The sequence below is a fragment of the Actinoallomurus vinaceus genome (genome assembly GCF_039542055.1).
GTDB classification, from domain to species: Bacteria; Actinomycetota; Actinomycetes; order Streptosporangiales; family Streptosporangiaceae; genus Actinoallomurus; species Actinoallomurus vinaceus.
This window is the reverse complement of the sequence record NZ_BAABHK010000002.1, coordinates 502,819-525,923: the sequence shown is the minus strand read 5'-3', so window position 1 is coordinate 525,923 and position 23,105 is coordinate 502,819. Positions and strand designations below refer to the sequence as shown.

Annotated in this window: 1 protein-coding gene (running past one end of the window); it reads left to right on the top strand. The window is 70.2% G+C overall.

The window, feature by feature from the left end:
• A protein-coding gene (locus ABEA24_RS08380) for a WXG100-like domain-containing protein (protein WP_345430097.1) crosses the window boundary here: on the top strand, positions 1-23,105 show its final stretch. The gene continues 34,327 nt to the left of window position 1, outside the view; the window shows 23,105 of its 57,432 coding nt (coding positions 34,328-57,432); its start codon lies off the left edge, out of view; its stop codon occupies positions 23,103-23,105.

The following is a 23,105-nucleotide window of genomic DNA, read 5'->3' as shown; positions in this document are numbered from 1 at the left end:
TCAAGGAGATGGCCCAGCCGGACAAACTCGCCGCCTTCTTCCCCGCGCTCGCCGGGACGTCGGGCCGCTTCGTCGGCCTGCCGCGGGGCGCGGACGGGATGAAGCAGGCGCTGCGCATCCGGCTGCGCGGCTACCGGCCACGCCACGTGAACGCCGACGACGGCACGGAGATCGAGCAGTACGCGCAGGGGTCGACCCTGCACAAGGCCTCCAGCGAGCACAAGTGGGGCGGCGGCCCGATGTTCAGCGCGGGACCGCAGTTCCGGCTGGGCGCCGAGGCCGAGCCCCCGCACTCCCTGAGCCCCGAGGACGGCCTGTTCGGCGACGGTGGGCCGGACCTGGCGGGGGGCCAGGACCACACCGGGGGCGCGGACTCCTCGGTGGAGAAGGACCATCCCCTCGGCGCGCGCGTCCAGGTCACCGGCCACGGCGGGGCGCAGTGGGAGAGCAAACGGGAGAAGGGCAAGGAACGCGGCCCGATCGACATCAGCCGGGCCACGTACGGCGGTAAGACGCACACCTACCGCATGGACCCGGTGTTCGAGGTCACGCTCTTCCGGTGGAAGGGCAGGTCCCGCCGGACGATGGGGACCCGCTACCTGCGGGTGACGGACGCGATGGACCTGCTCGTCCCGGAGCGCCGGATCTTCGACCTCGGACTGACCGCGCCGGGAGTGACACCGCCGGTTCCGCGGCCGCCGACGAGCCACGTACCGCCCCCGCTACTGAAGGGAATGTCCTACCCGGAGACCCTCAACGGAGAGGACGTCCTCGACCGGATCAAGGAACGGCTGCGGGAACGCGGCCTCCTGCGCGCGTTCTTCGACGACGAGGAGCGGCCGAACCTGCTGTGGCGCATCATCGAGTCGGCGTACTCGTCCGACGGGCTGCGCAACCAGTACAACGGCGAGCTGACCGGGTCGGGCGTGACCCGCTGGGTGCCCCTGCCGCTGCCCTTCGGCACCACCCGCTACCTCTGGGTACGCGTTACGGCGCGGACCGGCGTCGCTACGGAACAGCTCGATCGGCCGGAGGTGAAGCTGACCCTCCGCAACGAGGGGCAGGCGGAGCTGACCGAGAGCGAGGGTTCCTCGTTCGGGTGGGACCTCGGCTTCGACCTTCGCGCCCGGGTCGGCCGGGAGGGCCATGGCCAGGGCCACGCCGGGCCGGAGATCGGCGGCGGCTACGAACGCAGGTCCGGACACGGCTCCGAGGAGAGCGAGAAGAAGCTCGAGATCTACCGCGCCGGCACCCGGGAGGGCTCGCAGGAGTACAGGCATCCGCTGGAGTTCCGGCTCGAGATGGGGCTGAGCGTCGAGCCGCCGGAGATCCTGAACGTTCCGGTACGCAGCGCCAAGGGGCTGGTCACCGGCCTCGGCTGGCTCACGCAGGCCCGCGAGCTCGGTGATCTCTGGTACGACCTCCGGCCGTTCGTCTGGCACCACGTGGACGAACCGGGTCCGGACGGCCTCAAGGGCGACGTACGGCTGCTGGTCCCGAACCACATCGCCACGCTCGACGTGCCGGCGGAGCCCCCCGCTCCCGTCCTGGGGACCGACCCGCAGTGGGTCGAGCACGGGCCCTGGCAGGGACAGGACCCGGACGCGGTGAACGCCCTCATCAAGAACCTGCATCCGTGGGGCGTCCCGTTCGCGGGCGCCGTCGAGCGATGGGCCGGAGCGGTCGCCTCACCGTACGGGGGGCCGCGGGACCTGCGGGCTCCCGGCGCCTGGCGGGTTCCCGGCCTGGACTTCACGACGATCGCCGGCCTGCACTACCAGCACTTCACCGGGCAGGGCATGCTCCGGCCCTACATCAAGCACGTCCTGGCCAACGCGTACCAAGTGCCGGTCTTCTGGCGGAAGGCCATCGTCGGAGCGGAGATCACCCGGGCGGAGGTCATCGGCCCCGTCGACGGCACACCGTTCAAGGGACGGATCTACACCCAGGAGAGCGAGGCCGGCAAGGAGAAGCACGAGGAATCCGCCGGTTGGCATCTGCGATTCGGCCCCGAGATCGGCGGCGAGGCCGGGTCGGCGAAGATGCTCGGCATCGGCCTCGGCGAGTACGGCCGGGAGCACTCGGAGGAACAGTCGGGTGAGCTCGGCGCGACCGAGGAGCGGAACAAGGAGGCCACCCGCAGCTACCGCCATTACAAGTTCGGCGTCGACGTCTTCCTGTCCGGGCCTCGTGGCATCATCCGGGTGCACGCGCCCGACGGCCTGTACGGCATGCTCCCGCTCGAGGACGACCCGGCCGGAGGCCGGCGGCTGGCCGACGATCTGGAGACGCGGCTGCCCCACCTCTTCGGCCCGAACCCGGAGACGGCGGAGCCGGTCGCGGGCACCTCCCTGAAGCGCCGCTGGTACGAGCCCAAGCGGATCCGCGCCTTCGTCCACATGAAGATCGAGAACCTCAGGCACCGTTCCGCAGTCCCCGTCACGTCCGGCGACCAGACGCCGGTCACGTCCGGTGACGCCACGCCGGCCGCGACGAAGCGCTGGTACAAGGCGCCGGCGCTCCGCCGCTTCGCCCGTAAGCACTTCGCCTCGCTCCGGTCGCGTTCCGCGGCCCCGGCGGAGAATCAGCAGGACGAGGCGGCGACGAGCTCCACCTCACGTCCCCCGGTGCTGCCGGACCTGCCACAAGGACTGGGCGATTTCACGCCCGACCTGCTGGGCCGGAGTGACACGACCGTTCCGCTCAGCGCGCCGGTCGAATCCACGGTGCCCGCTCCGCAGGTCGAGACGACGGTTCCCGCTTCGCGGACCGAGACGACGGCTCCGGCTCCGCAGGTCGAGACGACGGCTCCGGCTCCACAGGTCGAGACGACCGCGCAGGTGACGCGCAAGGGGACCGAGCCGCCGGTGCGGCCGGTGACGAACTCGTCTCGGACCGACCGGACGTCCGCTCCTCCCGTGCTTAAGCTGCCGGAACGGGCCGGGAGCTTCGTATCCGACCTGATGGACGCGCTCGACGAGACCGTGCCGCCGGTGCCGCGCGGGCCGAGGCTGCGCGCCGGCCGGTTGCCTTCTCTGCAGCCCGTCGGCGATGAGCCGCTGACGCCGGAACGTCTGGCCGGCCAGTTCGGAATGTCCGAGGCCGAGCGGCGTCGGTTCCAGAACTTCGTCGACCGGTTGAACGTGGTGCTGGACATTCGCCCGAAGGACCCGGTGGCGGCCCGTCGGCTGGCGGAGGGGGCGCGTCCCAAGCCCGCCGAGATCAAGGCGAAGACGATCAATGAACTGGACGTGCACCTGGGCGCGTCGAGAGACGAGATCGGCCATGTCGGCTTCTTCGAGCCGCGCATGCCGTCCGAGGACGACCTCGGCCGCGTGACCCAGGCGCAGCGCCGGCGGATCGAGCAGCGCTTCGAGCGGAGACGGAGCGAGTACGCCGAACTGTCCGCCGAGATGGCCGAGTACGCCAAGGAGGGGAGGTTCCGGGTTCGGGACGGGCTCGTCGAGGAGTTCGACCCGGCGGACGGCGAGTATCGCCTCCTGGCCGCCGACAACGACCTGTACCACGTCCGGTTGCTCGACGACGGCTCCTACCTCTCGGAGGAGGGCTACAACGACGTCATCTGGCTGCTGACTCACATGAACGTCGGAGTTCGGCACGGCGCGCACATGTACTGGGAGCCGGACGGCGCCTTCCAGCAGCAGATCTTCGACGAGATCGTGTCGCGGCATCGATGGGGCGTGGAGAGCGCCGTGCCGCTGATCCGGTTCGCGCCCGGTGAAGCCCCCGTACTCGTGTTCGGCGACGAACAGAGTAGGCGGAGCGGGTCGACCGGGTCCGCGACCCTGAGCCCCCGGACTCAGACGACGCCGCCGGCGTCCATCGATGAGGTCGAACGGGAGGAGGGAACGCCGTCCGTCCCGTCCGGTGCCGAGGACCGGGCCGGTGGTCCGGTGACCGGCGATGAGGCGGCGGCGGTGCGGTTCACGCGCCCCGTCTGGTCCGACGCCGAGGCCGAGTCCCGGGCCGGCGGATCCGAGAACCCGGCCGAGGTCGAGCCGGCGCTGGAGCCGGAGCCCCGCGCACCCGTGCCCGTCGATGAGGCCGAGTCGGCGACGGCTCTCACGCCGACCTCCTCCGATGGTGAGGAGCCCGCCTCACGGCTTCGCACGCAGAGCGGCGGCCTCCGCGGGGGATCGCGGGACACCGGGGTCGATCCGCTGCTCGCGAACCGGCCGATCGGCTACGAGGTGACCGTCGGGGGACCTCGTCGTGGCGGCCTCACCCGCGTGCCCGCTCACGAGGTGCCGGCCCGTACCGGCAAGTCACGGGAGCAGTGGTCCACCTACAAGCGAGTGACCGCGTCGAGTTCCGAACCGCTCTCGTACAAGGTCAGCGACGCGGGATCCATCGAGCTTCCCGACGAGACGGTGCTCTCCCCGGACGGCTGGGTGAGCTTCGGCGACGACTTCTTCCATGAGGAGACGGACGCCATCCTGCGGGGCGACAGCGGCTGGATCGGCCGGGTGAAGAACGCCGACCGGCTGCGTGAGCTCATCCATCGGTCGGTCGGCGAGGGCACACGCCACACCCTCGTCGGCGGCCGGTCGGGCTTCTACCTGACGCCGACGTCGACGGCTCAGGACGGACGGGCGGTCTACATCGGAACCGGCTGGTCCGTCGACGGAGCGCGGCCCGGTGCCCCGCGGGTCCGGTGGGCCGACGAGACCGAGGCCGGCGCGGGGCTGCACCGGGTCGACCACGGCGGCAACCCCGAGTCCGCGCGCGGGGACGCGCCGATCGGCTCCGCGCTTCGGCACCCCGCCGGTCCGCCGGCCGTGCCGATGAAGCTGGCGGACGTGCTGGAGCGCGTCGAGACGCGCTCGGCCACGGACGGACGCCCGGTGGGCATCTGGTTCCCGGAGGCGCCGGCGGGCCTGTCCGCCCTCGACGACGGGACCGTCCGGCGACTCGGCGCCATCGTGCCTCCGGACACCGTGTTCGTCATCGCCCGGATTCGGAACGGCGACGTCGTGATCGGCGACAAGGTCGTCCCGATCGACGTGCTGACCGCCGTCCTGGCGGCCAAGGCGCCGGGGTACCAGCCGTTCCTGCTGGACGCCGGCTCGGCGTCGCTGGCCCGGCGGCTCGCGGAGGCGACCGGCGGGCCGGTGCCGACCGCACCGTACGGCGTGGACTACGACCACGAGAGCGGCACGCTGACCGCCCGGCCCGCCGGCGTCCGGCGTCCGGGCAAGGGCAAGAGCAAGGCCGCCCTCGCCGGTGACGGTGCGTCCCGGGACGACGCCGGGACGGGGCGGTTCCGGTTGTACGAGCCGGACACGCCGGTCGGGACGCCGGTGCACTCCGTACTGACCCCCGAGCCCCTACGGGACGCGCCGGCCGGGACGCCGCCGGCGCCGCTCGGGCTGCCGCCGGCGCCGTCCGGCCTCGCCGGGATGGCGCCGAAGGACATCGACCCGATGGCGCGGTCCCGCGGCGTCCCCCGCGAGGGCCTGCCGTACATGCCGGCGCTGCTCAGGGCGGTCACCGCGGAGCTCGCCGACCGCGGGGTGACGGTTCCGGACACCGAGCTGAGCGTGCTCGTCAAGCAGCTGCTCGGCAGGTACCCCTACACCGTCGGCGACAGCAGCGACGACGCCAACACCAGCGGCCTGATGGTGCAGTTGGGCAAGGCGGAGCTGCTGGTCACGTTCGACCCCCGTGACCCGCACGTCCGCGACGACACGGCGGAGTCCACGACCGCGTCCACGACGCCACCGGCGCGGCAGGGACAGTCGGAGGGAGAGCCGGAGGGCTTCGAGACGATCAACGCCACCTTCGCGACCGGGACGCACGTCGACACGTTCACGGGGCAGACGGGGCGGACCGCAGGTGCCCTGTCGGCGTCGTTCGGGATCGGCGTGGGCGCGGGCATCAGGGCAGGGGTCGCGGTCAGGGGCGTCGCGAACCAGTCCAACCGCAGCACCAGTCACCTCGTGGACGCCGAGAGCGGCCACGTCGAGGACAACCGGATCACCGAGACCCTGGTGACCTACCGCCCGAACCTCTCCTTCAAGGTCCGCACGGCGTCACCGGACGGGAGGACCCCCGACTGGAAGGACATCAAACCGGTCAGGATCGCGGATCCGGGCGCGGAGAGCCTGAAGTTGTGGCTCGCGGACAACTACCTCGAGGATCCGACCGGGAACCAGGTCACCGCGACCGGCGACGGCGTCAAGGCCGACCGGCTGCCGCCGCACTTCTTCGCCTCCGGCCTGACGAGACTTCCCGAGCTCTTCGACCGGATCGTGCACACGCTGGAGTCGCAGGGCCTGACGCTGAAGATCGGCGGCAACGTCCGGAGCGAGCTGTACCAGAAGGTGCTCCACACCAACACCCACCTCGCCAAGGCGGTCAACGACAAGAAGGGCGGTTACCGCTTCACGGTGCACGACGACCACGGCCGTACGGTCGCGTCGGTGCGCATCCGCGGCGTACGCCCGCCGCAGGAGACGCGGCAGGTCGGAGTGACCAGCGACAAGCGGCACATCGAGGACGTCGGCACCGCGATCGACGGCACCAGCGGAGCGCACAACCTCACCAACAGCAGCACGGTGACCCCGCTGAGCGTGGAGTTCGGCCTGCTGCCCCCGGGCCTCTCCGACGTGGGCCTGGCCCTGAGCGTGAGCGGGTCCTACACCGAAACGAACGTCGACGCCCTGTCGGCCGGCCGGGTCGGCCTGCTCGTCCAGGTGCGGCGCTGGGTGGGCCACGCCGGCGCGTACGACGTCGAGCTGCTGCTGCAGGCGGAGGCGAAGGCCCGCGGCGCGAAGACGTCACCGGGCACGAAGACGGTGACGGAACCGGTGGTGAGCCGGGGGCTGATCAGCGCGCCCGAGCCGCAGGCCTTCGAGCACGGCCTGCCCGTGGACCGGGAGGCGCTCAGCCTGAAGACGCCTCCCACCGGCGACACCGTTCCGTACAATCCGCGGCTGGTACGCGGGACCGGGGACGACGTCGCGCGGAAGGGCGCCGTGCCGGACGAGGGCGCGGGCCGGGACGTCGCCGAAGACGACGCCGACGCGGAGTTCTTCAGGCTGGCGCGGATCGAGCCGGCGGAGGACCAGCGCCCCGGGCCGGTTCCCGCTCCCATCCTGCGGGGCAAGGGCATCCACTTCGGCCTGCTCTTCCCGGAGGAGTCGACCGTCGAGGAGCTTCGCCGCATCATCACGGACGAGGTGCGGCCGTACGGCTTCCTGCCGGAGGACGACGACGATCCGTTCGCCGGAGAGCACTGGTACACCCACGGCAACAAGCTCGAGAGCCGCTGGAAGAACCAGGACCTGCTCGAGAAGGAGGTGTCCGAGCAGGGCCTGTTCACCAACTACGACCTGATGAAGCAGGACGGTCTGGAGTTCACGTTCAGGCTGCGCCACGGCGGCGCGGGCGTCGATGTGGACGTCGACTCGGCCAAGGTGACCATCTGGGCCAGGAGCCGCGCGGACGCGCCGCCGGAGTACCTCGACACCACCGACGCGTTCCACCTGACCAACCTGCCGATGGGCATGGACACCGCCGGGTTCTCGACGACCCACTCCCGGAAGATGGCGCTGGGCTTCAAGTTCAAGGCGATGTACCACTACCTCAAGGCGGCCCTGGGGGGCGCCGAGCTGCAGCGGACCGTCGGCGCCATCGACGCGATCGGCCTCCTGCACAACCGGCCCGAGCTGCTGGACGTCAGCGGCAAGGCGCTGAAGCTGAAGATGACCGACGACTACATCGTCCAGATCGAGTACCAGCATTCGGGGCTGAGAGGCAGGGGCGCGAAGGGTCGGCGGGACCGGGTGCTGCCGCCGCTCGAGCGGCAGACGGCCGAGGCGTACGTGCCCCCGCTGGGGATCAAGAGGCATCCGTCGCTGCCGCCCGCGATGATGTCGGTCGCCGAGCTGCTCAACACCGAGAGGCACACCCCGCCCGCCGTCCTGGACCAGGCGGTCGTCTTCGGCGTGGACGTCACCGGCCTGCGGGCGGCGGCGGCCCGGATGCTGCCGGACCTGGTCGGCCCGGCCGGACCGGCGGACGGAGACGTGAGCGCGTTCGCGGGGCTCACCGTGGTCCGGGCGCACCTGAAGGAGATCCTGAACCGGGAGTACACGACCGACCGGCCGTTCGACCCCGGCCTGATCCGCGACACCTTCGGCGCGCTGGACATCTCCGGCGCGATGGGCCCCGCGACGTTCGTCGACGCGACCGCCGACCCCTTCGTCCTCGGCCTCATCACGCTGGTGCTGCTGGAGAGCCGGCTCACCGCGTTCAAGTCCTGGGGCGTCACCTGGGAACAGCTCGACGCCATCCTCGGCGACGTCGCCGGGCAGGCGAACGTCGCCGGTGAGTTCGACCTGAGCCGGCGCTGGCAGCACAACACCGGCCGGACCCGCGGCGTGAGCGGCGCGCTCGAGATGATCAGGCTCAAGATCGACCGGGCCTACCTCTTCGAGGCGCCGGTGGACTTCACCGTCCAGGGCCGGCAGGAGAAGCACGCGAAGCTCCTCCCCGCGAGCATCGACCTGCGGGACCCGCAGCGGCTCGAGGACCGCACCGTGTGGTTCCTGCTGGCGGAGCAGGACGCGCTCCGGCAGTACGCGCTCCGGAATGTGCCGCTGTCGGACCGTCAGCTCACCGATGTGACCACCCGCTGGCGGGACGGAGAGCTGACCGTGACCGGCGACGTCATGGCGGGTCTGCTGACCCGCTGGCGGATCGACGTCGCGGGACGCACGCAGATCCCGCACAGGCGGCTCGCCGTCATCGACGAGCTCGGACGGGACCTGGCGCGGGCGCACGAGCTGGGCGGCCTCCGGGTGCTCGACGCTCGCGTGCGCCGCGAGTTCGGCGAGGCATTCGGGCGGAGGCGCTCCGACCCGCCGCCTCTGGACCCGTACGTCGCGGCGCCTCAGAACCATCTGGAGTCTGTCGATGGCGCCGACGACCGCGTGGCGGCGGAGCACCTGCCATCTGTTGAGTTCGATACCGAGGGGATGCCCGTGCACGCGGCGACCGACGCCGAGGGCACCGATCAAACCCGCACGCCACCGGGCGAGGGGGCAGATGCGCCCTCCGACCCGCCGTCCGACACGTCGGAGGAGCCGGCCCCGGTCCGGGGGCTGCCCGTGGGGCTGGCCCTTTCCGGGCGCTTCGGGGAGGCGGGCAGGATCGGTGATCTGGAAGGCCTGATCGCCGAACTGGACACGGTCATACGCGATGCCGTACGGCAGCTGCCGCTTTTCGACACGGACGTCGAAGAAATCTCCGATACGGACGTCGACGAATTCGTGAACATCGCCCTGGAAGAGCTGGCCAAGACCCGGCAAGAGGTGGGGGACCAGGAGTGGGGCGACTGGCTCGCCCACGGTGGAGTCGACGCCATCGCCAAACTGCCCGGCCGGGACGACTTCTACCGCGTCAACGTCACGCTGGAACTGCCGCGTGAGGGCGTGCGCGAGACCGCCCGGGTAGCCGGCCCGGATAATCCGAAGGAGGGAGAGAAGTGGGGGGTCGCCTGGGACCCTGAGACGGACCTCCGCGTCACCGCTTCCCAGGCTTGGTCGACCTCCTGGAGCGGGGGAGTGTCGACCGCGCCCATCGCGTCATTCGTCGGCATTCCCTTTCTCCCCGGGGGTTCGGTGAACGCCGGGAGCGAACGGAGCCATGGCCTCGCGGAAACGTCGATCAGCGTGGGACGGCGGACGACCCCGACGGGAGATGCCGTCTGGTTCATCCACACGGGCGCCCGCCTGAGGGCGACGGTCGGTCCGTACAAGGGTGCCGCCGAGGCCGCGCCGCCGGTGCGTTCGGAGCCGCTGGACGTGAAGGTGGGCTTCCCCGACTCGCACGTCCCGCAGGTGCCCGCGGACCACGGGCTGCCGGTGCGCCCGCAGCGGGAGCGAGAAATCACCCTTCATGGGGAGAAACCGGACGACGTCTTGTGGACGTATGTCTCCCTGGAGGCGATCGACGGTCTGGAGCGTCTCTGGGGGAAGCTGGAGACGTTCCTGCTTGAGCGGTTCGGCGCGGATGTCATCGCTCGCAGTGGCGAGACGATGCGGCAGATCCGGCTGTTCCTGAGCGAACGCCACCAGATGCGTCTGTACACCCACCACACGGGTCTCGGTCTTCCCTCGCAAAAGTTCACGTTCGAGGGGATCGACGGACCGATTGGTCTGGTCCTGAAGAGCGAACTCGAGTCGGTGCACCGTCTGCAAGGCGCGGATATCGACATGACCACGTGGATGCAGCAGCGCTCCATCGAGGTGAACAGCCTCTACGGGAGCACGGGGGGGAGTTCGGCAGGCGGGTTGACGATACCTTTCGGCCCGTCGTTCATCGTGGGGGGCAATGCCAAGGGCAACGCCGGTGGCGGCTCCTCGCGGAGCCTGGGAGTGGACCGGGGGGTCATGCTATGGCAGAAGCTCCTGACGGAAGGGCCCACCGTCGCCTACGAGCTGGGCCAACGGTTCACGCTTGAGCTGGTTTCCGACCTGTCGATAGTGAACGACGCTCCCCCGTTCCAGGAGTCGGGGACCGAGTACGGGCGGGTGGCGAGGGAAGACGTTCCGGCGTTTGAAACGGAGCTCGAAGGCACCGGCTCCCCGCGGCCGGGTCTCGTCGCACCCGACCACCCCGCCGCGGAGCAGCAGGAGGCCGCGGAGCAGGGCACGCCCCTCTACCACCCGCATCTCCATGAGAACCGCGGTGCCGGCCCCGGCTACGTCATGCTGGACGGAAAGTCCGCTCGTGAGATCGCAGAGGCGGTGATGGGTCTCAGCAAGGAAGCGATCAAGCAACGCGGCCTTCCCCCGTTGACTCCCATGCAGAGGCACGAGCTGCACCGGCAGATCGTGGTCGATTTCGGGTGGGACGGTGCCAACACCCAGAGTCGCCGGGTGCTGAGGTCTCGGGGATTCCGGCGCAAGCTGCAATTGCCGAATGGCCACAGCGTGACGATCCAGCTCACCGGCCGCCGTAGCGAAATGCTGTCCACCGGCATCCGCCGCGACCGTAAGGTGGAGGTACTCCGGGGCACGATGATCGCGTCCCCCACCGCGCAATCGCTGACGGGAGCGATGAATCTCGGTGCCTCCGCATCCGCCGGGTTTGATCTAGACGAGGCTACCGGCGGTGTACTCGATGCCACTGGTCTTAAATTCAAATATAATCATGGACGCCAACACATCGACCGACTGGGCAGCTCGTCCCTGAGCGTGGGTGGCGGGTTTCCGACCATCGATGGCCCGAGCCGATGGTACAAGCATGGGGTCGACCTTGAAATCACGGCGACTCTCGATGCGATAACCGTTTCCCGCGATATCGAGAATGCGGCGATCACCTCCTGGTTGCCCGAACAGTTGCTGCTCCCCAGGGTCGCCGCCAGTGTCGGCGACGAGGCGAGCGGAGTCCGCGTCAGCCACGACCGCGGGGAATTCCGGGTACCGAGGGAGGAAAGAGAGCGTCTGCAGCCGGACGACCGATTGCTCGGCCTGGCGGTCCCGGATGAACTCGATGACGAACTGTCATCGATGCTGCTGGACACCGAAGTCTTCCCTGCCGACCGTCTGGAGACGGTGCTCGATTGGGTCATCGACGACGGCCGTCTGCTCGGCCTCATATCGCACAGCGTCAACGGCCGCTATACCGAGACCGTATCGTGGCGTTTCAACGGCCAGCCTCTCGTATTGCGCCTGACGCTCGAGACCCAGATCTCGAATACCCAGAACCCCAATCATGTAAGAAGCGGGATGCTTGATTTCTGGGAGCAGACGCCCGCGCTGGAGTATGGGCCGCAGAAAAAAGGCGCGCACTCGCTGAGCTTGGGAATCAATGCGGGCATCAAAAAGCATTTCGGTGCCAGCGCGGGTCGGTCCTTCGGTTCCGGATGGGCGCGGAGGGAAGCTCAATATGACAGGGCGACCTCGGGTAAGATCAGTTTCGTCGCGCCTGCGAATCACGGTCATCTGTTCAGGGATGTCATCGTCACTCTTGAGGTCGAGTACCAGCGTAAAGGGTCGTATGGCCTTTCGGCGAAAATGCGGGACGTTCGCCGCATCAAGATGACGGACGCGCTCGAACTCCTGCGGTGGGTGTCGAACTCCGCATCGGGGCGGCTCGGTCCTCAGTCCGTCGACCCTCGATGGCTGCGGATGTTCGGACGTACGCAGTCGTTCGCCTTCTCCGATGACGGAACACGGGCCGACAATTCACAACAGAACCCACTCGTGGGCGCGGTGATCGACCTATTTCGCGCTAATGAGCCGGCGGTGTTGGGGCGGGCGGGGAATGAACCCCTCTCTGAGCTTCCGCTGTCGATGGAGGGTCGCTTTACGAAGCCGATGAGCGAGTTGCTGAGCCCCAAAACTCTGCTCAGCTTGGAATCAAGGCTGATGAGCACCGGGCTACGACTGATTCCAGTGGGAATCGACTCTACTTACTATGTGTTCATCAAAGGCACACAGCAAGAGGACTTCCACTATGACGAAGCGCGCGACGAGCTATCGGGCGGGCGGTACACCAACCCCTTCTACTGGAGCATCAAGTCGTCCGGTCGCTCCTCTTCGAGGGGCTTCTGGTTCGATATCCTGGGCATAACTCCCGGTGGGCTCGGGGTCAGTGATGTCCACCCCGAAGTCGGCTACTCCCGAAGCCGTACGCGTGGCGGCTCCGCTGCGCGCACCGGTGGGCCCAGCAAATTCGACCTCGTCGTATTCAACGGCGGGTCCCAGCTGTACAAAGGGAAATTCAGGCTCGAAGTATCGCTCCGGCGGGTAGTCCAGGTCCCCTGGTTCATCAACAACCTTCTCCTGGGACTGCCCGGCCGCGTCATGGCGGCTGTTCACGGCGTCGGCACCGGCAAGACGGCCGATACCCGTCAGGTCGAGGCGGAGCAACGGGTCGCGGTCTCTAACCAGCTGTTCGGCCCGTCCGGCGCCATGACCACGGAGATCGCCCAAGACCGCAGGGTCGTCAAGGTGCCGCCCTTCGACCCGGCGCTCCGGCCGGTCGACGACCAAGGCCACGCATTGCGGCCGTTCGCCGTCACCCCACAGATGATGGGGGAAAGCGACGTCGTCCTCGTCAATGTCGACGACCTCGCAGTCGGCGAGTTGTACCAACGCTTCCTCGAGGAGTTGAGGGAGCAGGGCGGTAGTTGGCTGGGGCTCCGGTTCAGCGGGCCAGAGCTGCTGGCCGAATGGGGCACCGAATCAGCGGAAGCGCTGAGTGATATCTTCTCCTCCGACTTCCTCAAGGCATTTTTCGATTCCACGTTGGACGGATATGAGCCCCCGCCGGTCGCGCGGCCTGGTGGCCCCGTGACCGACACCCACGGCCGCATTACCATGAAGACGATTCCAGTCGAAGCCGAGGCCGTACAATGGATAGATAGCTCGCACGAGTTCGAGCGAAACCTCCGGGCGCGGCATGCCAACAGTTCCACCGTGACCGTTTCCAGCGGGCCATCGGGAGACGTGACCGAGTCGGCGCTGACCTCCCCGAACCAGTCAGGCGGCCGAACCAAGTCGCATTCGGTCGGAATCACCGCGACGAGCACCGGCCTGGTGGGCGGCGGAACATTCCTGCAACGTCCCGACCAGCGCTACCTCCTCGCCAAATCACATCTGATCAGCCACATCACGGTGGAGTCGGTCGAAGAGCGCGGCGGCACGATCAGCTACGGACGCCAGAAAAAGCATTTCTATTTCCTCGTCCGGGATGTTGCGACGTTCCTGGTCCACCCGGATCTGCTGGCAGCAGATGAGAACCTGCGGAACTCCCTGAACCTGGCGAAGATCACCGAATCGTTGCCGAAGGAGCCCCGACCGGACGTCGACGCCTCCGGCCGTGAAACCATGCTCGAAAAGCGGCGTGCGGTGGCCGAGCAGGAGCGCTCCCCGTGGACGCTCGCCGACCCGCCGCCGCTGGACCCGTACGTCGGGGTGCCCCGGGACCTGGTGGAGTACGCCCGCGGCGGCCCCACGACGGTGGACGGGGCACGGCTCGCCGAGGCATTCGTCGGCTGGGGCGACGGTACCGAGGCGCCACCCGACGAGATCGTCGCGGGGATCATGCTGCGCTGGTACGCCGAGGGCGGCCCGACGCTGAACGACGCCTGGCTCGCGGAGAACCTCGCCGCCTGGCGCGACGGTGGACGGGACCGGGCGCTCACCGGTGACGTCGTGGCGGGGGCCCTGCTGCGCTGGACCGCGGGGGTGCCCGACCTCGGGGCGACGCATCAGGTCGACCGCGACGGCCTGGTCGCGGCGCTGTCGAGTCGGCACGCCCAGGGTGTGGCGCCGATCCGCGACGAGGAGCTCCGCCACCGGTTCAACGCGACCTTCGGCCGCAGACTGCCGAGACCTCCGGTCCCCATCGAGGACGTGGAGCTTCCCGAGTACCTCACCCGGGAGGACCGGGGAGGGCGCTTCCTGGGGACGAGCGGCATCGAGAGCTTCGAGCACCAGAACGGCAAGTCGACGTACCAGCTGGTCAAGGAGCAGGTCGACAAGGTCGCGCCGGGGCTGCTCGCCTCCGGGGTGGAGATCTGGAACCAGGACCGCAAGGTCATCGGGCGGATGCAGGGCGGGGTCGACGCCCTGCAGGGCCTGCTCGCCAAGGGCCGGGACCAGACGATGCTGAACGAGTTCCTGGCCGAGGGCGGGTACACGTTCTACCTGACGAACCCGGTGGGCTGGTTGCTGTCGGACGTCGTCGAGGTCAACATCCCCAGCGCTCTGATCTCCGACCCGCGCGTCGGGGAGTTCGTGCCGAACACCGGGCTGGAGGTCTACGGCTACGGCGGCACCGGGACGTCCACCAGCACCTCCCGGGACGGGTCGCAGGCCCTCACCTTCGCCAAGCTCAGCGCGAGCGGCGTGCAGAAGCCCACCGCGGGCGGCGCGGGGGACCTGAAGGTCGCCGACGGCCACCACCGGAGCACCACCCGCTCCGACACCCACACCAGGGAGCAGACCGAGTACGCCGGATATGACGGCCACTGGCTCGTCGAGTTCGACGTCGAGACCTCGGTGACCGCGCGGCGCCTGGACCCGACGCACCGGCCGCTGAACAACCGGCTCAACCACATGTTCGACGGCATGACGCGGCACAGCGCCGCGAGCAGCGTGACGGTCCGGGGCTCCCTGGTGATCGAGGTGACTCGCGCGCTAGCCGAGGCAGGCCGGATGTACGGCCCGTATCCGCTGCCGGACCTGGCCCCGCTGCCCAAACTGCCGGGCGACTCCCTCATCACCGGCCTGGTCTTCGAGGACACGTCGCGGATCGCCCGCTCGCTGCTCGAGCGGATGTTCCCGCCGGGACTGGTCGACCGGTTGGTCAGCCCGCAGGCCACCCACGCGACCGACGACCCGCACAAGCGGCCCGTTCTGTCCCTGCCGGTGTGGATGTCCCGCATGCACCTCGGCAACCACCTGTGGGAGGCGACCGGAGGCGACACGTACGCGCTGCCGGGAGGCGTCTTCGAGCCGGGCGACTCCCACCGGCGAGCGAACATCGAGCTGTGGGGCGACTTCTCCGACCTGCAGGTGATCGGGAAGATCAAGGGCAGCGGCGTCGGCCGCTACAACAAGTTCCAGAGCGGCACGGCCGTGGGCGCCGGTACGGACCACGGGCGGGTGACGGCCGACGCCGACCTGTCCGGGAGCGGAGCGATCGGGGATTCCACGTCACCCCACTCCTGGTCGGGCGACAGCCCCGCGGGGCGCGCCACGGCCTTCGGCGACAGCACCGCCGGCAACGTCAACAAGCGCGACGAACAGCACGGCAAGGCGAAGGCCACCGACAAGGGGCCGCTGTACCTCATCCGGCTGCGGTTCCGCGGCAGGCTGGTCGCGGAACGCTTCAAGCACCACCTGTTCCGCGACGAGACGCCGACGGGCCGCTTCGAGAGCGACCCGATCACCGGCGAGGCGTACGCCAAGCTGTACCAGGACCAGATCGACGATCTGCTCCGGCAGGTGGAGGCGCTCAAGAGGGCCGCCAAGCCCCGGCTGAAGCCCTGGCCGGCCATGGACGGGGCGCCGCGGGTGGACCTGATACCGCTCCTGGAGGACGCGGCCCAGGCCCGTCTCGACCCGATCCGGATGTACCGGGGCGTCGCGCGCGGAATCCGCGCCCAGGCCGGGACCGAGCGGCCGGTCGTACTGACGGTCGACTGGACCGCGCTCGCCGCCCGGAGCCACGACGCGGTGCTGCGCTGGGCGGTGCGCACGATGCGGGCCGACGTGACGGCTATCCGGGAGGCCTCTGCGGACTTCGAGACGCCCGCCGCGCTGCGACGGTACGAGCTGCTCCCGGCCGCCCACGGCTCCGCCGAGGCCATCGACGCGGCGACGACCGCCATCATCAACGCGGTCAACGAGCTGCACGCGCTCCGGCCGGACAACCCGAACGGCCGGCCCGCCGTTCTGCCGCGGGAGGTCGCGGCCTGGGACCTGCACCCGGCCACCGTCGGACGCGACGTGGCGCACACGCTGAACGCGCACGTGCGGGTGGACGTCACCGGCCCGGACGGGCGTGTGCGCCAGACCTGGGTGGACCCCGACGGCAGCGTCTTCACGTTCGACCCGGCCCGCGCCCGCCGGGAGATCGGCGGGGCGCTGTGGTTCTCCGACCCGGTCTCTTCGCGGAACCGATACTTCACGGCGGCCATCGCGCAGCGGGACGGTCTCCTGTCGGAGGCCGGGCGCGCCGAGGTCGACGCCTACGGTCTCGGGTACGCCGACATGGGCCGGCTGTACCTCGCCGCCCAGGCACGCCGGCAGACGTTCGAGCAGGCCGTCGCCGAGGAGCTCACGACCAGACGGGAGCGGCTGAGCGCCGTCCACGCCGATTTGCCGGGACTGCTCATGCGTGCCGCCAGGGCCCGCGCCTTCTGGAAGGAGACGGCGGAGGGGCTCCGGCGGCGGCTGAACGAGGACTGGCTGGACGCGTCCGTCGAGTTGTCCGAGTGGACTCACCGGGCGGAGTCGAACGAGGAGAGCAGCGCGGAGATCCTGCGGACGCTGCGGACGGCGGCCGAGGACGGCTCCGGGACCCCGGCACTCGCCGAAGACGACGTGCGCGGCATCGTCGGCCGGCTCGACCGGATGGCCGTGGAGCGGCTCTCCGAACCGGTGCCGCGGGGCCTCGGAGCGCAGGACCGGAGCACGGCGCCGCAGACGACGGCAACGACGACGCCGCCGAGTCCGGTGGTGACCTCCGTCGACGTCGTCGCGAGGGCGCTGGAGCTCCGTCTGGTCCGGGTGCTGCCGCCGTACGACGGATCGGCGCGGGACTGCGTGCCGCGGCTCGAGATCGTGCGGCGGGAGTTCTACGGGGCTCCGGCGGTGTCGCGTGACGACTCCTCGGTCGGCAGCGCGCGTCCGGAGGAGGCGCTCGCGAGGGCGCTGGGCGGTGACTGGCGCCCTGTCGGCGACTCCGAGGCGGAGATCCTCGTGCCGCTGACCGCGCTGGGAGACGGGGCGATGGCGTTCGTCCTGACGTCCGCTCCGTCCGACCCGTCGGGTCCGGGGCACGCCTTCGCGTACCGCAACGAGGGCGGGATCCTGTTCCTGCTGGAGAGCCAGGCCAGGCCGGGGGCGCGGATCCGTCCCGTCGACGACCTCCCGGAGCTGCCGGCGGGCGACCTGCGGGTGATCGTGGTGGATTCCCACGGCCGCGCGGTGGCACCGGACGCGCTGCCGAAGGCGCCGAACCCCGTCGACGCCCTGACGCTCGCGTCGAGTGACGACAGCTACGGCGCGCAGGGCCAGGAGTACGAGATCGACTTCGTCGTGCACGTGCACGACGACGTGGACCTCCTGGACGACGAGGGCGTTCTCGTCTGGAATCCCGCGACCGGTGTGAAGGTCACGTACGACAAGTGGAGGCTGTACCTCGCCGGCGGCCGTTCCTTCCAGACGCGCGAGGCGGCCGAGGCGTCGCGGCTCGGGGGCGTCATCCAAAGCGGATCCCGGTTCATCGCCGGCGGCCGCTACTTCGCGTCGCCGCGTGCGGCGGAGGCGTCGAGGCTGGGGAACGTCACTCCGGTGGCCGTCATGATCACCGAGATCGTCACCGACCACCGTTACGCCCCGGCGGTGGTCGACGCCAGTGTCCGCGACGTCAAGAGACGGCTCATGAGGGCGGTCGCCCTCCGGAACGGTGAGGGCGGTCCGGGCTTCCGCGGTTCGTCGCTGCGACAACTGTTCGGGGATCACCCCTCCTACCGCTACGGGCCGAATGCCGACCGGGTCAGCATCATCCGGCCGCCCGGATTCGCGGGCAAGGTGTACGCCCACCTCACCGAGGACGTCCCGACGACGTTCCTGCCGTCCTTCCTCTCGGGAACCCGGGAGTTCGCGTCGGCCAGGAACACCAAGGCCTATTTCCAGGCGGGGGCGCGGTTCGGCGACGACGTGACGCGACGTTACCTGAGCGCACGGCTGGGGCGGCGCGTCGGCCGGTTCGCCGTTCCGGCGATGGAGCACGTCCCGGGCACCGCGGAGGTACGGGCGGCCACGACGTTCCTGAACACGCACGCGTTCGCGGCGGCCCACGCATTCATCGTCAGCCATCAGCAGCCGAAGAAGGTCCTGCACGGGGCCTCCCGGGACGCCTTCGCCGCGATCCGCGCGTCGCTGGGCGACGGCGTCCGCCGTTTCCTCAGGGGGGATCGCGACCGGATCCGGGCCATGCTCGTCGAGGACTTCCGCAAACGGCTCGCTCACGCCATCAGCACCTACGAGCGGCGGGAGCGCGCGGCCGGACGGCGGCCGCTCGGAGTGCTCGACTACCTGCTGTGGAACGACTACAACGCCCTGGGTGACTACGTCGACAACATGCTCCTGCCGAGAGAAGAGCTGCGCGCCTACGTCGACGAGGACGACGCGATCGGTGTCCGGACCAACTTCCACGAACTCGGCGCCCGCGGCACGGTCCGGGTCGAGATGCGCGACATCGGCCCGCAGGCGCAGAGCCTCGACGCGGCGCAGCGTACGGCCGGGCGGATCGCGGCCTTCTCGCGCCGGCTTCAAGCGATCGCCGATCGGGCCGCCCGCAACAACGCGACTCCCGAGGGCCAGGGGTACAACACGAGGTTGACGCAGGCGGTGCTCCGAGTGAGCGAGTACCGGCCGTCCGATCCCGACGTCGTCACCGACGTTCGCGCCTTCCTGGACTCGGTGGCGCGGCACGCTCCGGACGTGGTCCGTGAGCCGATCTTCCGGGGCAACACGACCAGCAACCTGCAGGCCGACGCCGTCATGGCACTGCACCACCTGATGGTCCACCGCGATGCGACCACCGCCCGGGAGGTATGTGGTGCCATCGAGGCGATCCGGTGGGCGATCGGCCCGGCACGGGACGCCGTACGGTCCAGGCGCGGCCACGAGGCCGAGCTCCTCCGGCGCGCCGACGGGCTGATCAGGGACCTGCGCGGCTACACGCACCGCTGGTTCCCGCGCTTCGAGTACGTCAACGACGCGGGGACCGCCGTGGCCGAGGCCGCCCCGGGCGGCGAGTTCCGAACCGCCGGCAAGGCCGTGCCGGGTGCGCCGGCCGGCCGGCCGCGGTGGCGCGAACTGGTCTCGTCGGAGGGGCGGACCACCGGGCGCGCGTTCTTCGACGACGCGGATTGGGGTCTCCGGGCGCCGTTTTACGGGGATCTGCAGCGCGCGGAGTTCGTCTCGTGGTCGGGGGCGTCGGGTCGTGAGGTGAGTGCGCCGGTGGAGGTGCCTCTCGGTGACCGGGCCGGGGTGGCCGTGCTGGCGTGGCATGGCCGGCAGGTGGCGGATGCGGTGGGTGTGGTCAGGGCGAGGGCTCGGGAGATCGTCGGGCGGGGTTTCGCGACGTTGTTGTTGCTGCGGTGCAGTGACGAGACCGTGCCGCCGTCCGTCGAGATGGGTCGGGTGGCGCGTGACTTCGGCTTGACGATCGTCGAGGGGACCGGCAGGGTCGCGCCGACGCCAGGCCGGATCAACCTGCTGCCGGACGCCGCCGGCCGGGCCACGCTCGTGCGGTCCTACCGCTCTGACGGAGGCGTCGACCACTACGGCGCCGCGCCGGAGGACACCGTTCGCGGGAGCCGTCCGACTCCAGAGCCGCCGCGGCGCGCGGTCTCGTCGCCGGCCGGTGACGGCCTGATGGAGCTGGCGGTCCGGCCCCAGGAGAAGGAGACGTTCGCCCGTGCGCTGGAGCGGGCCCTCGACGGCGCGTCGCCGCTGCCGGTCCGGGACGAGGCGGGCACTGACGGAACACCGGCCGGCGGCCCGTACGAGCGGCTCGTCGGCGGCCTGACGGAGGAGGACCTTCCCGCCTCCGCGCCGCTCATCGACGAGACCGAGCAGGTTCAGATCGAGGTTCTGGACCGCGTCGGTGTCCAGTTGAGGACCGAGGACCGGACCCAGGCGATCCTGCAGGGCGGCCGGCTCACCGTGTCCTCCCTGAACGGTCTCGACCGCGTGCAGCGGTTCCGGCTGGCGATGGAGACCACGCAGGCGACCCCGGAGACGCGGGCGGCGATGGCGGCGGCGCTGGAGACCGCCGCCCGGCACATGGGCCTGCGCCTCGTCGCCGACGCGACCGCGGACGGAGGGATCGGCCGGGCGACCGCGGCCGCGGTCGCCGAACGGCCGGAGCCGCCCGCACCGGAGTTCTGGAACGGACCGGCCGCCCTCGAGGCGCCGGGCGATGCGGTGGTCCGCGTCGAGCGGCCGGACTTCCAGGACCCGGATCTGGCCCGTACCGCGCCCGGCCTGGTCCCCGACCGATACGGGACGCCGCTGCGGCAGGCGGACGGGACTCTCGTCCCGCTGTTCGGCGAGGGCCCCACCCGGAACCAGACCCAGCAGGGCTCGCTCGGTGACTGCTCGCTGATCAGCGTGTTCGGTGGCGTCGCGGGGCACCGCCCGGAGCTCATCCGCGACGCGGTCCGCGAGACCGGCGACGGGAACTACGAGGTACGGCTGTACGAGGCCACGCAGGTGACCCCGAGGCGGACGAACCCGACCGGGCGCAGCGTGAGACTGACCGTGACGCCCGACCTTCCGGTCTTCGCCGACGACCCGGGCAAGCCGGCATTCGCCGATGCGCCTGGGGTCGCGTGGCCGGCGATCCTGGAGAAGGGCTTCGCCGGAATCGATCAGGTCTGGAGCGCGGAGCGGCGCGACTCGCTGGGCGGCGCCGGCGGATATGTGCGCGTCGGCCGCCGCAACAGACTCGAGGAGCTGGCCGAGTCGCTCACTCAGCTGACCGGCCTGCCGGCGCGGATAGGGAATTTCCCCACGGGCTCCCTCCGCTCATTGAGGACCACCGAGCAGCAGCTTCGTCACACGTTCCGAGAGCTGCTCCGCGCCGGAAGCCCGATCTTCGTGGGCACGCGCGATCTGCGTGCGGGCGAGGCGTCGCTCGGCAAGGACCTTCAGGAGCACCACGTTCACGAGATCACCGACGTCGATGGAAACGGCCTGTTCCATCTGCGCAATCCCTGGAACCGGATGCATCCCCGGCCGCTGACGGCCAAGGAGGTCATGGCCGACCTCCTGCACTACTACGTCACGTTCGCCGAGCCGATGGACAAGGGGCCGCAGTGGCGTCGGCTGGTCTCGTCGGAGGGGCGGGACTCCGGGGACGTGTTCTTCGACGACGCCGACTGGGCGCGGCGGGCGCCGTTCTACGGGGATCTGCAGAGCGCGGAGTTCGTCTCGTGGTCGGGGTCGCCGGGCCGTGAGGTGAGTGCGCCGGTCGCGGTGCCGCTCGGCGCCCGAACCGGGATGTGGGCGATGGCCTGGCACGGCCGGCAGCTGCCGGACGCGGCGCGCGTGGTCCGGGCCAGGGCACAGGAGGTCGCCCGGCAGGGCTTCTCGACGTTGTTGCTGCTGCCGTGCAACGACGAGACCGCGCCCCCGTCGGCGAGGCTCGGGCGGGTGGCTCGGGACGTCGGCCTGACGGTCGTCGAGGGGACGGGGCGGGTCGCGCCGACGCCGGGCCGGATCAACCTGTTGCCGGACGCGGCGGGCCGGTCCACGTCCGTACGTGTGTACCGCCCCGACGGGCGTGTGGACCACTACGGCGCCGCGCCGGGGCCCGCCGGCGAGGCCGCGAACGTCGGGGCCGACCGGCCGGACTACCCGAGGAGGGAGTTGTGGAACGCGCCGGGCGGCTCCCGCCACTCGGCGGTCCTGAACAGCCCCGATCTGGTGGGCCGGGTGGACTTCCTCGAGCTTCCCTTCACCCAGGAGAACGTGACGTGGGGGACACCGCTCCAGCAGGCGGACGGGAGCCGCGTCCCGCTGTTCGGCAGGCGGCCCGCCCGAGAACAGGCCGAACAGGGCGGGATCGGCGACTGCTTCCTGATGAGCGTGTTCGGCGGCGTCGCGGGACACCGCCCGGACCTCATCCAGAACGCGATACGAGAGACCCGTGACGGAGACTACGAAGTGGTCCTGCACGCCACGGCGCTCTCGGACGACCAGCCCTTGGCCTACCCGACCGGACAGCGCATGAGGCTCACCGTGACTCCCGACCTCCCGGTCGCCGCCGACGACCCGACCAGGGCCGCGTTCGCCCAAGTACGCGGCGCGTCGTGGCCGGCGATTCTGGAGAAGACGTTCGCCGGAATGGACGGCGCGTTCGATACGGGCACTGATTCGGATTCGTTCGGGGCCGGGGCCGGCGGATACGAACGCTACAGCCGACCAGGGTCCCTGTTCGATGTGGCCGAGGCGCTCACGCGGCTGACCGGGATCCCGGCGATGGGCTATGCCTTCCCCGAAGCCTCCAGGCGCTCACTGCAGAGCGCCGACCGGCGGCTCATCGATCGGTTCCGAGAACTCCTCAACGCGGGAAAGCCGATCTTCGTGGCTCCGGAGCCGCTGCCGCCGGGCAGCGCGCCATTCCCCAAGAACATCATCGACGGTCACACGTATGAGGTCGTCCAGGTCGATACGAGGGGGACGATCCGCTTGCGCAACCCCTGGAACACGACGCATCCCGATCCCCTCACCACCAAGGAGCTGAAGACCTACTTCCAGCACCTTTACGTCACCTTCGCGGATCCGGCCGGATCGAGCTCGCGCTCCCGGACGAGATGA